Raw genomic sequence first — 12259 nt, 5'->3', positions numbered from 1 at the left:
TGGTAGGACCACCCCCGCGGTTAGACTGCGGCGCACCGGGTGACAGGAGGAACGGCGTGGACGAGACCGCCCCGCAGAAGGGCACGGTGACGCAGCGCGCCATCGAACGGATCAAGGCGATGATCGCGGAGGGCCGTCTGGAGCCCGGCCAGCGGCTGCCCACCGAACGCGACCTCGCCGCCCAGCTGGGCATCTCCCGCAGCTCCATGCGCGAGGCGATCCGCGCGCTCACGGTGCTCGGTGTCGTGGAGGCCCGGCACGGCTCCGGCATCTACGTCACCCAACTGGAGGCCGGGGACCTGCTGGAGACGTTCGGCGTGGTCGCCGACCTGTCCCGGGGCCCGCGTCTGGTGGAGCTCCTGGAGGTGCGGCGCATCCTGGAGTCGACGGCGACCGCACTGGCGGCGGCCCGCATCACACCCGACCAGCTCGCCGAGGTCGAGAAACACCTCACGGCGATGAACGCCACCGACGACCCGGAGGAGATCCTCGCCCACGACCTCGCCTTCCACCGCGAGATCGCGGTGGCCGCCGGCAACGACACCATGGCCGCCATCCTGGAAGGCCTGTCCTCCCGCACCTTCCGCGCCCGCGTGTGGCGCGGCTACCAGGAGGAGGGCGCCTTCGCCCGCACCCGCCGCGAGCATGCGGCGATCCACCGGGCCCTGGTGGCCCACGACCCGGAGGCGGCACGGGCGGCGGCGGCCGCACATGTGGGCGAGGTGGAGGAGTGGTTGCGGGCGCAGCTCGGAAGGTGACCGCTGTTCGGCCAGTCGCCGGCGTCAGCCCCGGGCTGACGCCGGCGACCGTCGTCCAACGGAATCAGGGAGACAGTCGGCACTTTGGTACAGCGCAGGTCGCAAGGTGTACCAACGCCGGCGCGGCCCGAGGCACTGAGCACCACGACACACCGTGTGCGGCAGCAGTACGCAGCCGAGTCACCGAATGACGTCACTGAAGGACGCGCTCGCCCGGCGTACCGCCAGGAGCGCGACGCGGATGTCCGCCGCCGCCCGTGGATCGGACAGCGAGCGGGCCGTGAGCTCCTCGACACGTCGCAGCCGGTAGCGGACGGTGTTGGGGTGGACGAACAGGCTGCGCGCCGCGTCGGTGGCGGAGCCTGCGGCGGCGTACCAGTGCTCCATGGTCTCCAGGAGGCGGGCACGTTCCGCGGCCGGGAGGTCGAGCAGGGGCTGGAGGACCACCTCCACTAGGTGCGCCGCCTCGGCCGGGGCCGCGGCGACGATCATGGCCAGCGGGTCGTCGTCGAACCGCGCGACGCCGGGGCCGGTGCCCGGGAGGCCGGCCAGAGCAAGACGGGCGAAGCGCAGGGCCCGTGGGGTGTCCCGCAGCGAGTGGAAGCACGGGCTGATGCCTACGCGGGCACCCGCCCGGCGCAGAATGCGCAGACAGGTGCTCTCCGCGGTCGCCGTGGGCACGGCGGCCAGGCCGATCTGCTGGTCCGGCAGCAACCGCCAGGCGAAGTGGATCTGGGCCTGACGCAGCGCCGCTTCCGCCCCGGCCAGCGGCTCCTCGCCGGGAGCGTCGGCTGCGGCAGCGGCGACGACGTAGGGGCCCCGGTCGGGCAGGCCCAGCTCACGGGCGGCCTCCCACAGCGTGTGGTCGGCGATGACGCCGGTGAACAGCGCCTCCACCAGTGCCGAGCGGCGCGCCTGACGCCGAGAGGTCAGCTCTGCGGTCGTCTCCCGGTAGGCCGCCGCCACCGCCTCCGCGTAGCGGCCGAACAGCGCCCAGATCTCGGCCGACTGGGACACCAGTTGGGCGTCGGCGACCTCGGGACGGCTGCGTGCCTCGGCGAGGATCTCCGTCCACAGGAGTTCGAATCCGACCCGGTACGCGTGCAGGGTGTCCGCCAGTGGCACGCCCTGCTCTGCGCGGAGGCGGCCGGTCTCCCGTGCCGGGCTCGGGTCCTGCTCGCCCGCGCGGCCGAGCTGCTTCAGGAGCAGGTCCGCGTTGGCGGTGCACGAGCGGCGCAGCGAGTCGAAAGGGATCAGCGACTCGTCCTTGTAGGCATCGACGCCCGAGCGGATGCGCTGCGCCATCCGCTCGCCCAGTTCAGGCAGCCTCGCCTGAAGCGCGGAAACCACCCCTGAGAGGTTCATTCCCGCAGCGTAACGCGCCTGTTTTGTCCCCGGAAACAATCCAGGAGGCCGGACGCTGTCGCAGCCCATATAGGTCGCCGCCACGGACATCTGCACGATGTCGTGAGCGTGAACAACGGATTTCGACGGCGACATTCGTGGAGGCGGCCATGGCCAATCTGGCGGAATTCCTGGTGGAGACGGCACGGCGACAGCCGGAACGCCCCGCGCTACGGCTGGGGTGCCAGGTCATCAGCTATGCGGAGCTCGACGAGCGCAGCGCCCGCGCCGCCGCACTGTTGCGGGCCGAGGGGCTACGACCGGGAGACCGGGTCGCTCTGATGCTGCCCAACGTTCCCGAGTTCGTCGTCCTGTACTACGGCTTGCTGCGCGCGGGAGCGGTCGTCGTCCCGATGAACCCGCTGCTCAAGACCCGGGAAACCGAGTACCACCTGCGCGACTCGGGCGCGGAGATGGTCTTCGAGTGGCACCAGGCGCCGGGCGAGGGCGCGCAGGGCGCGGCCGCCGCCGGAGTACGGCACATGGCCGTCGAGCCCCTCACCTTCGCGGACCTGCTGGCCGGTCACGAGCCGCTGCCGGAGGTGAGCGAGCCGGACGGTGAGGACGTGGCCGTGCTGCTGTACACCTCGGGCACCACCGGCCGTCCCAAGGGCGCCACGCTCACCCACGCCGGGCTGCGGCACAACACCGAGGTCAACGCGGTCCATGTGCAGCGGATGACGGCCGACGACGTGGTCGTGGGCTGCCTGCCGCTGTTCCACATCTTCGGCCAGATCTGCACGATGAGCGTGACCATCCGCGCCGGCGCCTCTCTCACCCTGATCCCCCGCTTCGACCCGCAGACCGTGCTGGACGCCATCGCCCGCGACCGGGCGACGATCTTCGAGGGCGTACCGACCATGTACGCCGCACTGCTCCAGCACCCGTCGCAGGCAGACGTGTCCACGCTGCGGATGTGCGTCTCCGGCGGAGCCTCGCTGCCGGTGGAGATCCTGCACGGCTTCGAGCGGCGCTTCGGGTGCATGGTGCTGGAGGGCTTCGGCATGTCCGAGACCAGTCCGGTCGTCACCTTCAACCACCCCGACCGGCCGCGCAAGGCCGGATCCATCGGCACCCCGATCAAGGACGTTCAGGTGCGGCTCCTCGACGACAAGGGCCAGGACGTGGCTCCCGGCGAGATCGGCGAACTGGCCGTCCGCGGGCCGAACGTGATGAAGGGTTACTGGAACCGCCCCGAGGAGACGGCGGCCACCATCCCCGATGGCTGGCTGCGCAGCGGAGACCTCGCACGCCAGGACGACGACGGCTACCTCTACATCGTCGACCGCAAGAAGGACATGATCATCCGCGGCGGCTACAACGTCTACCCGCGCGAGATCGAGGAAGTGCTCCACGAACACCCGGCCGTCGCGCTGGCCGCCGTGGTGGGCGTGGCCGACGCGCATCTGGGCGAGGAGATCGCGGCCGCGGTTGTGCTGCGTCCGAAGGCCCAGGTCACGCCCGCCGAGCTCCAGGAGTTCGTCAAGGAGCGGGTGGCGGCGTACAAGTACCCACGCCAGGTGTGGCTCGTGGACACGCTGCCGACCGGCCCCAGCGGCAAGATCCTCAAAAGGGAGATCACCGCGCCTACGCACCGGACGGGCTCCGTCACGTTGACCGACCCCGTGGGATGATCTCCTGGTTGATCGAGGTGGGAAGGCGCCGCGCCTCTGACGACCGCCGAGTCAGCCCTTGTCGGCGCCGAGCGTCAGGCCGCTGACGAACTACCGCTGGAGCACGAAGTAGACGATCAGCGTGGGGATCGCGGGCACCCAGCCCCCGCGACAGCGCGCGGCGGTCGGGGCCGGAGAGGAAAGACCGGAGGAAGAAAGTTGCATGACGACTCCTGGGGCCGAGCTCCGCGGGCCGGGAGTGATGGGCACGCCCCCATGGCGCACATCCGCCCCGCCGACACTCCCAGTCCCAGTCCCAGTCCCAGTCCCAGTCCCAGTCGCAGTCGCAGTCGCAGTCGCAGTCGCAGGGCAGTCGAGCGACAGAGCCTCACGGGCGTGACTCCCGTACGCAGCTCCGAGAGCTTGGAAGAGACTTCCTCCAATCCCTTGCAGAAGCCCTGTGGAATCTCCTAAGTTTCCGGGCTCAGCTCCGTTGGGGCCGTCTCATGTCGGGCCGCAAGCGCGGCAGCCGAACATCAGGCAGGGGCGTCAGCGTCAGCATGTCGGCGACCGAGAAGCGGGAACGTCAATCGCTCCTCACACCACGGGCAACAACCTCAACAAGCGCCACGCTCAGCCGTGTCGACCAAGGAGGCGTCCGACCGACATAGCGCACGACCCGAGTTGATGCCGTGGACCGGCCGCGCCGGAACGTTGCCGATCCACGGAAGAAGACGCGGGCAGCAAATGGACACCCTCCGAGCCGATCCGGGCAGGATTCTCGCCTCCGCTTCGGCCGGACATCCCCTCTGCCTGCTCAAATGCGTAAGTCGATACGGGCTTAACCGGCTCCGAACGCACGACGCTCGCGCCTAGTCGTGCGACCGAGAATCCCTGTAGAAAAATCTACATAAAACGAACCCAGCGAGCCATTGTCACCGCGCGCCGCGGTCTTCACCCCTCCGCTCTGCAACCTCGTGAGGGATCCCACAAGCGGGGCGACAAGTGGCGCACGGACGTCGCGGGAGCTATCGTCGAATAGTAGAACGACCGGTCTTCCTACCTCTGGCGAGGCGGTCGATCGGGCTTCCTGACTGGGCTGCCTCCAGGCGGAGACATGGCAGGAGGTCGCCGGTGCACGTCGAAGAGAGATCAAAGTTCCGTGAAACCAATCCGCGCCCCGGCCCGGTCGGGGCCCTGCACAGGGTCGCCGCTCGATGGTGCCCCGACGGGGTCAGCCTTCCGACCGGATCAGCCGGACGGCGTCCAGCAGGGTCTTGTGGGCGGCGGTCTGGTCGTCGAGGTAGCCGGCGGCCATCGCGCCGTCGTACAGCATCAGCAGCGCACCGGCGGCCGACTCCGGGTCGGCGTGGCCGAGCCGGGTCAGCTGCTCCCGGAAGAGGCCGCGGATCCAGTCCCGGTGGGAGGTCACCAGGGCGCGGACAGGGTGGTCGGCGTCCGGGTACTCGGCGGCCGCGTTCATGAACGGCGATCCGCGAAAGCCGCGCTCGCGGGCGTGCTCGGCGATCGCCTCGAAGATCAGGTCGATCGCCTCGGCGGGCGGATGCGCGGCGGCCAGCGGTTCGGCCACCCCCTTGTAGTAGGCGTCCTTGGTCAGCAGATAGGCCACGACCAGGTCGTCCTTGGCGGCGAAGTGCCGGTAGAACGTCGCCTTCGTCACCCCGGCCTCGGCGATCAGCCGCTCCACGCCGATCGCGCGCACACCCTCGTAGTAGAACAGCCGCGACGCCGCTCGTACCAGACGTTCACGAGGAGGCAGGTTCGCCTCGCTCGTGCTGTCCTGACGCTTGGCGTTGCTTGCCTTCCGCCCAGTAGTGCTCACTTCCTCATTCTGCCCGTGGCCCGGCTCTGAGTGGCCTCCAGCCCCATACGGCCGCACCAGCGCTGTCACTGCCCATCCCTACGGCATCCCCTACGGCCCGCAACGGTGTGGCCGTTCATCGAAAGGTCTGATCCATGACTCGTCGTCTCGAAGGAACCGCCGCCCTGGTCACCGGGGCCTCCAGCGGCATCGGCCACGCCACCGCCCTGCAACTCGCCGACGAGGGTGCCTCCGTGGCCCTGATCGGCCGGCGCGCGGACCGGCTCACCGACCTCGCCGCGCAGATCACGGACGCCGGCGGGAAGGCCCTGGTCGTGCCCGCCGACATCACCACCGCCGAGGCCGCCGCGGAGGCGGTCGAGCGGACCGTCGACGGTTTGGGCCGCCTGGACATCCTGGTCAACAACGCCGGCCTCATGCTGCTCGGCCCCACCCCCGGCGCGGACCTGAACGACTGGCGGCGCATGATCGACATCAACCTCATGGGCCTGATGTACACCGCCCACGCGGCCGTCCCCCACCTGGTCAAGGCCGCCGCCGACGAGCCTCGCCAGGTCGCCGACATCGTCAACATCAGCTCGCTCAACGGCCGCACCGCCTACCCCATGATGGCCGTGTACAGCGCCAGCAAGTTCGGCGTCAACGCCTTCAGCGAGTCGCTGCGCCAGGAACTCGCACGCCAGCACGTCCGCGTGTCCGTCGTCGAGCCGGGCAGCGTCGACACCGAACTGCGCACGCACAACCCGGAACCGGTCCTGAAGGCACTCGCCGCCGGTCTGGGTGACATCGAGCGCCTCCAGAGCCAGGACATCGCCGACGCCGTGGGCTACATCGTGACCCGCCCCCGTCATGTGGCCGTCGGCGAACTGCTCGTGCGCCCCACCGAGCAGGCCTGACCACCCGTCCCGAGGCCAACTCCCGCATACACAGGGAGTCGTGATGGCGGCCCGCGTTCCTGTCACAGCAGCCGACACCGTCGTCCGCGTCTGCCTGCTGCTCGCCACCGCCATGGCGCTCGGAGACGGCCTGCAACTGCCGGCGCAGGGAGGCCCCGCGGACGCGGACAGCGTGCACCGCTTCATGGCAGGCGTCCACGTCGGCTGGGCTCCCCTGTTCTTCTGGACGGCGGCAACGATCCACCGGCAGGGAGTGCTCGTCCACTTCCTGGCAGTTCCGATCTTCCTCGGAGGCGTGGGCCGGCTGGTCTCATTCGCCCAGAACGGCACCGAGCGCCGCCTCGCCGTCGAGACCTCCTCGGGCGGCCTCAACTTCGGCCTGCCGATGCGCCACCTCGCCGCCACGCTCCCCTCAGGCGGAGTCGGCGAGAGCGGCATGGGCCACTACCACGGCCGCTACTCCATCGAGACGTTCAGCCACCGCGAGGCCGTCCTCGACGGCCCACTGAGCTGAACCATCCCGGCAGAAGGCACCCCCATGCGGTACGCCGCCCACGTGGCCCACGACCCAGAACACAAGAGCAAGGAGCACGAACGCATCATGGACGACACGCTGGAGCAGCTCGGCGCCGGCAAGTACATGCTCGTCACCAGCTACCGCAAGAACGGCACCCCGGTCGCCACCCCGGTGTGGGTGGTGCGCGACGGCGACACGCTGGGCGTGCGGACGCCCGCCGACTCCTGGAAGGTCAAGCGGATCCGGGCCCGCGGCGACATCCTCGTCGGCCCCTGCGACCTGCGCGGCAACCCGACCGGCGAGCAGGTCCCGGCCACCGCCGAGATCACCGACGAGGCAACCGGCGCCCGCTACCGCAAACTCATCGCCCGCAAGTACGGCATCCTCGGCCGACTCATGATCCTCCAGAGTCGGCTCCAGGGAAGGGACAGCACCCTGGGCATCCGCGTGCGGCTCACCGCGTAACAGGGGGAAGGGTTGGTTGCACGTCGTGGCGTCGACGTGCTGCCTGCGATCGAGGTCGCGACGCTCGCGCCGGCCTCGATCGCCAGTCGCGTCACCTCGTGCGTGGCTTCGGTGTGTCCGATCGCGGCCGCTGCGCCGCGGTGGACCACGGCGTGCACCGCGTCCAGTCCGTTCGCCGGTTCGGCGTCGAGCGTGATCATGCGGACCATGCCGCGGCCGCCGCGCAACAGCCGTTCTACGTCGGGTTGCGCGGGCGGGCGCAGCAGGGCCGGGTCGTGCACGTTTCATCCGCGCTCTTGAACAGCGGGGCCGCCGAGGCTCCGCGTCACGGTGTTACGGCCTGAGCTGGGCGAGGTCCACGGCGTTGGCCATCGCCTGGTAGCCGGCGCCGTTGGGGTGCAGGTGGTCGCCGCTGTCGTAGGCGGGGTTGAGCTGCTGAGGGTCGTTGGGGTCCGCCATTGTCGTGGCGAAGTCGAAGACGCCGTCCACGCTGATATTGCTGCGGATCCAATGGTTGACGTCCAGGCGGATCTGCTCGCCGGTAGGGTTCTTGACCTTGGTGGTGTTCCAGTAACTCGACTTCCACTTACCACCATCCGCGGCTGCGTCTGGGGTCTTGAAGGGCAAGATCGTGCCGACGAAGATCTTGACACCGACGGCGTGGGCTTGGTCGATCACGCTTTGGATGCCGTCCTCAAGGTTCTTGGCGGTCAGAGGCTGTCCGTCCTGGTTGATGTAGCTGCCGATGTCGTTGATGCCCTCCAGCAGGATCACGCTCTTGACGTTGGGCTGGCCGAGCACGTCCCGGCCGAATCGGCTCCTGAGGCTTGGGTTGGTCCACCAGGCGTCTGTCAGTATCCGGTTGGAGCCGATGCCGGCGTTCACGACGCCGAGGGTGGGGCCGCCGGGGGCGGAGTTCATGCGCCGGGCTAGGTGGTCGGGCCAGCGACGGTTGGTACCCCCAGGGGAACCGACGCCGTCGGTGATGGAGTCCCCGACGCACACCAGGGTTCCGGTGGCGGTCGAGGAGATGACGTCCAGGCCCTCGAGGAAGTACCAGGACCACTTGTTCGTCGGGTAGTTGCCGAGGCCGTCGTCGTCGACGTGGTTGCCGGAGGCGACCCAGGCGGTCTGCTGTGCCTCTTGGTGCCAGGTGGCGGCGGGGGACGTGCCCGACACGTGGAGGCTCACGAGCTGGTTCGTGTCCGCGGCCACGGCCATCGGGATCGGGTCGCTGGCGATGTCCTGCCCGGCGGGGAGGGTGACGGAGGCGCTCTTGTTGAAGAGGACGGTGCGATGGGTGCCGCGGACGGCGGTGCCGGGGGTGCTGCCTTCCCTGGCAAGGTCGACGGCGTCGATGGTCAGCGGTCCGGTGCCGTAGCGGTTGCTGAGTCGGACGCGGAGCTGGGACCCTGCGACGGTGGTGTGTGCGACCATGCGGATGCTCTTGTCGGTGAACGATTCACCGTTTTTCATCAGGCCGGCGGTGTAGGTGCCGACCCGTGTGAGCGGGGCGGAGACCGGGGTGAGGGTCCAGCGCTGGTTGTCGCCGCCGTTGGACGGCCACTGGATGATCTCGTTTTCGTCTTTGTCCGACGACTGCTTGTTGTCGACGACCAGGCCGTTGGCGGCGTTGACAAGGTTGTAGGCGTCGCCCGCGGGCTGGAGCTTCCATTGCTGGTCGCCGGCGCCGTCGCAGGTGTTCTGGACGAGCTGCGTCGTTTCGCTCTGCGGGGCAGGGGTGTCCAGACACAGGCCGCTGTTGGCGCTCCTGACGGTGTAGGCGCCGGAGCTGGTCCGGGTCAGCAACCATTGCTGGTTGGCCCCGTTGTTCGACGTGTATTGGATGACGGGTGCGCCGGGGGCGGTCGAGGCGAGTTTGACGTCCATCAGCTTTTTGCTCGCGACGTTCGTCAGGGTGTAGACGGTGCCGGAGACGGGGGCTGCCGAGGCCGCGTGGGCCGTAGCGCCGGTCCCGGTCAGGGCGCATGCCGCGAGGCTCAGGCCGACCGGGACCGCGAGATGTCTTGTTGTTCGCATGAGAACCTCTTTCTTGGGTCTTTGCGTGGTGGGGGCCCGGCGCGGGGCATCCGAAGGTCCGGCAGTCCACCTCGTGCACCGGGACCACGGAGCTCGAAAGAGGGGTTCAGTGGGCAGGGCCGGTGATGGCGAACCAAACGGATGTGCCGTCGGCGGGGGTTGAGTAGACGCGGGTGGGGTGGACTGCGTAACGGCCCCCTGGAGAGCCGCGCAATGATGTCGAGTTGGTCGCCGGTGTCTGCGATTTCGATCACCGGCGGAAGCCCGGCGATGGCCACGCGGACAGAGGAGCGGCAGGGGGATGCCGCTGTTGAGGTGTCGAGGTGGGGCGGAGATCTCCTGGATGACAGGGGATCTCCGCCAGCTTCCTAGACGGGGAGCTTCCACTTCTGGTTGTTACCGCCGTTGCAGGTGTAGATCTCAACCTCGACAGGGCTGGTGGCGAACTCCGGGACGTCCAGGCATCGGCCGGACTGGGTGCCGCGGAGGCTGCCGTCGGCCAGCTGCGTCCACTTCTGGTTGTATCCACCGTTGTAGGTGTAGATCTCGGCCTTGGTGCCGTTCGTCGTGGCCTTCCTGGGGACATCCAGGCAGAAGGTGCCGCCGATCCTGATCGTGTCGTCGGCCGGGTTGTAGGTCCAGGTCTGCGCGAAAGTGTTGTTGCACCGGTAGGTCTTCACCCGAGCTGCATTCTCGAGCTTGCCTTCGGGGAGATCCAGGCACATGTCGGGGATGCCCGAAGGGACGGCGCCGACGCGCTTGGGGGTCGGATCAGTCCCGGGCACGACCGAGAAGGCATCGAACTGCTGCGTCTCGTATCCGCTCAGCGCCGTCGCGTCGTGGCACTCGTACGGCTCGCGGTGTTGAGTCCGGATTTGCCCCAGTCCAGGAGGTCAAGCGGTGAGCCGCTTGAACTGCTGGTTGGTGCCGGTTCCGCACTTGTACTGGATGAGGCGGACATCCTCGGCGGAGCCCTCCGGGACGTCCAAGCAGAGTCCGCTGTGCCGGGCTACCAGGCGGTAGTAGCCGTAGCCCTGGTCCTCGAACTTCCATTGCTGGTTCTGGCCGCTGCCGCACTTGTACTGGTTGACGAAGGCCTTTGCGGTGGAAGCACCCTCGACATCCAGGCACTTGCCGCTGTGCTGGGCGAGGACGCGGTAGTAGCCGCCGCCCGCGTCCTCCAGACGCCACTGCTGGTTGAGGCCGCCGTTGCAGGCGAAGTGGATGACGTGGCCGTTGTCGGCGGCGGAGTTGTCCTGGACGTCGACGCACTTGTCACTGTGCCGGGCCACGAGGTTGTAGTAGGGGCCGCCGCCCACGCCCTTGACCGTCCCCGCCGCCGCGTCGATTTCGACCTTGGGGTACCACGGCAGGTTCATGGTGGTCCTGGTGGGGAAGGTCAACGGCAGCCAGACGTACGTGGAGTCGTTGACCGGGCCGTTCCTGCCCTGCTTGTCGGCGCCGGCCCACCGGTCGCCCATGTACAGGAACGAGGTGTTGCCCGACGTGCCTTGGATGGGCTGCACGAACGTGGTCTGGGAGTCGTAGGCGATGCCGTCACCGACATCCTTCATCTCCGTCCAGGGGCCGGCGATGCCGGCGGCGGTGGCGTACCTCTGCTGGTTGGGATTCCAGCCGCTGAGGCCGGAGGTCAACATGAAGTAGACACCGTCACGCTTGAACAGCGCCGGGGCCTCCCGCTTCTGGCCCGGCCAGGGGTTGGCGACCAATGGGTTGTCGGCGTACCCGGTGAAGTCGGCGTTGAGCTTGTAGATGCGCAGGTCTGCGTTGTCCTTGGCGGCCGTTACCTGGTAGGCGGTCTCACTTCCGTCCGCGTTCTTGTCCACGTACAGCGTCATGTCCCGGGACTCAGTGGTCTGGGCGGTGTCGTTGCCACTCGGCGGCTGGAAGCTGCCCAGATAGTCATAGGGGCCCTCGATCTCGTCGGAGACGGCGACGGCGGCCCTCGACTCGACGTAGTCCGTGGCGTTCTCCTTGTGCATCCACATGACGAACTTCTTGGTGGTGCTGTTGTAGATCACCTTGGGACGCTCGATCTTGGCGGACTTCAGCTCGGGATCGCTCGCCTGGTTGAGGGCATCGCCTACCCACTCCCACTTCTTCAGGTCGGCCGACTTGTAGACGGAGACGGCCTTGAAGGTGTTGTTCGGGTGGCGGTTCTCTCCGAACCAGTAGTAGTAGCCATCGGTGTGCTTGATCATCCCGCCGCCGTGTGCGTCGACCGGGGCGCCATTGGTCCCGATGAAATCGTTGGGGTTGTCCAGGGTGACCGGGGCGGCCTGGGCGGGCGGCGCAACCACCAGTAGTGCGAGCACGCTGGCGCAGGCAGCCAGCAACGGCGTGAGAACACGTCTGAGCATCATTGCTCCTTCGTGAACGGGAGGGCGGCTTCGGGAAGGAGAGTCGAACCCGCCCTCGGGCGGCTCTTGGGCCCATTCGTCGATCTGTGATCGGGAATGAGGGCTGACCCCACCCCGGTCAGCGGCTGACACGATGTGCGGGGTGGGACCAAGATCGAGGGTTGGGAAGTGGGGTGCGTCCGCTGTCGGCCTTCGGCCGAGTCCCGTTCAGCGGACTTCCCCGAGGTGTTCGACGGCAGCCCGGCAGGGGTCTGGCGAGGCCGTCGTCATCGCAGTCGGCGCCACCGTCATCGCCCCCGCCCGCCGGCGGCTGGTAGGGGACGAATGCGGCTCGTCAGCTGC

Annotated in this window: 9 protein-coding genes and 2 pseudogenes; 6 read left to right on the top strand and 5 right to left on the bottom strand. The window is 68.6% G+C overall.

The annotated features are described in order from the left end of the window. Positions 1-56 precede the first annotated feature (56 nt). Positions 57-758, top strand: coding sequence for a FadR/GntR family transcriptional regulator (locus tag EDD92_RS41935; RefSeq protein WP_123969120.1), 702 nt, complete (start codon positions 57-59; stop codon positions 756-758). Between the two features lie 180 nt (positions 759-938). Here EDD92_RS41935 and EDD92_RS41930 read toward each other — a convergent pair whose 3' ends face one another. After that, positions 939-2123, bottom strand: coding sequence for a CdaR family transcriptional regulator (locus EDD92_RS41930; protein WP_399185096.1), 1185 nt, complete (start codon positions 2121-2123; stop codon positions 939-941). Between the two features lie 149 nt (positions 2124-2272). On the opposite strand from EDD92_RS41930, the gene EDD92_RS41925 reads away from it, so the two are divergent. Then, a complete protein-coding gene (locus tag EDD92_RS41925; RefSeq protein ID WP_123969119.1) occupies positions 2273-3796 on the top strand; it encodes a long-chain fatty acid--CoA ligase in 1524 nt (507 codons plus the stop codon). Between the two features lie 1213 nt (positions 3797-5009). On the opposite strand, the gene EDD92_RS41920 is transcribed toward EDD92_RS41925, so the two are convergent. Beyond that, positions 5010-5618: a TetR/AcrR family transcriptional regulator gene (locus EDD92_RS41920; RefSeq protein ID WP_260327150.1), complete on the bottom strand. Its 609-nt coding sequence runs from the start codon at positions 5616-5618 to the stop codon at positions 5010-5012. A gap of 134 nt (positions 5619-5752) precedes the next feature. Here EDD92_RS41920 and EDD92_RS41915 point away from each other — a divergent pair, with 134 nt between their 5' ends. The 4 genes and pseudogenes from EDD92_RS41915 (at position 5753) to EDD92_RS41905 (ending at position 7496) form a co-directional block, all read left to right on the top strand. After that, entirely contained in the window at positions 5753-6514 is a 762-nt protein-coding gene (locus EDD92_RS41915) for an SDR family NAD(P)-dependent oxidoreductase (RefSeq protein ID WP_123969118.1), read from the top strand. Next, a pseudogene (locus tag EDD92_RS52570) lies at positions 6468-6788 on the top strand (hypothetical protein); the annotation flags it as partial. The gene EDD92_RS41915 and the pseudogene EDD92_RS52570, both read left to right, overlap by 47 nt. A 30-nt stretch (positions 6789-6818) precedes the next feature. Continuing rightward, positions 6819-7028 (top strand): annotated as a pseudogene (locus EDD92_RS52565) (aldehyde dehydrogenase family protein); the annotation flags it as partial. Between the two features lie 87 nt (positions 7029-7115). Further along, positions 7116-7496, top strand: coding sequence for a PPOX class F420-dependent oxidoreductase (locus EDD92_RS41905; protein ID WP_123970788.1), 381 nt, complete (start codon positions 7116-7118; stop codon positions 7494-7496). Positions 7497-7829: 333 nt separating this feature from the next. On the opposite strand, the gene EDD92_RS41900 is transcribed toward EDD92_RS41905, so the two are convergent. The 3 genes from EDD92_RS41900 to EDD92_RS41890 form a co-directional block, all read right to left on the bottom strand. Beyond that, positions 7830-9536, bottom strand: a complete 1707-nt coding sequence (locus EDD92_RS41900) for an RICIN domain-containing protein (protein WP_123969116.1) — start codon at positions 9534-9536, stop codon at positions 7830-7832. Between the two features lie 368 nt (positions 9537-9904). After that, positions 9905-10321 (bottom strand): RICIN domain-containing protein, encoded by a 417-nt coding sequence (locus tag EDD92_RS41895; RefSeq protein WP_221268192.1) that lies wholly within the window; start codon positions 10319-10321, stop codon positions 9905-9907. 108 nt (positions 10322-10429) lie between these two features. Further along, a complete protein-coding gene (locus EDD92_RS41890; RefSeq protein WP_123969115.1) occupies positions 10430-11917 on the bottom strand; it encodes an RICIN domain-containing protein in 1488 nt (495 codons plus the stop codon). Between the last annotated feature and the right edge of the window lie 342 nt (positions 11918-12259).

Origin of the sequence: Streptomyces sp. TLI_185 (genome assembly GCF_003814765.1) — a bacterium.
Lineage (GTDB): Bacteria > Actinomycetota > Actinomycetes > Streptomycetales > Streptomycetaceae > Streptomyces.
The sequence above is the reverse complement of the archived record's forward strand: the minus strand, read 5'-3'. Positions and strand labels throughout refer to the sequence as shown.

What these genes read in the sequence shown, in the direction of transcription:
- EDD92_RS41930 (WP_399185096.1), bottom strand. Translation starts at nt 2,123, where the DNA reads ATGAACCTCTCAGGGGTGGTTTCCGCGCTTCAGGCGAGGCTGCCTGAA.
- EDD92_RS41905 (WP_123970788.1), top strand. Translation starts at nt 7,116, where the DNA reads ATGGACGACACGCTGGAGCAGCTCGGCGCCGGCAAGTACATGCTCGTC.
- EDD92_RS41925 (WP_123969119.1), top strand. Translation starts at nt 2,273, where the DNA reads ATGGCCAATCTGGCGGAATTCCTGGTGGAGACGGCACGGCGACAGCCG.
- EDD92_RS41890 (WP_123969115.1), bottom strand. Translation starts at nt 11,917, where the DNA reads ATGCTCAGACGTGTTCTCACGCCGTTGCTGGCTGCCTGCGCCAGCGTG.
- EDD92_RS41900 (WP_123969116.1), bottom strand. Translation starts at nt 9,536, where the DNA reads ATGCGAACAACAAGACATCTCGCGGTCCCGGTCGGCCTGAGCCTCGCG.
- EDD92_RS41915 (WP_123969118.1), top strand. Translation starts at nt 5,753, where the DNA reads ATGACTCGTCGTCTCGAAGGAACCGCCGCCCTGGTCACCGGGGCCTCC.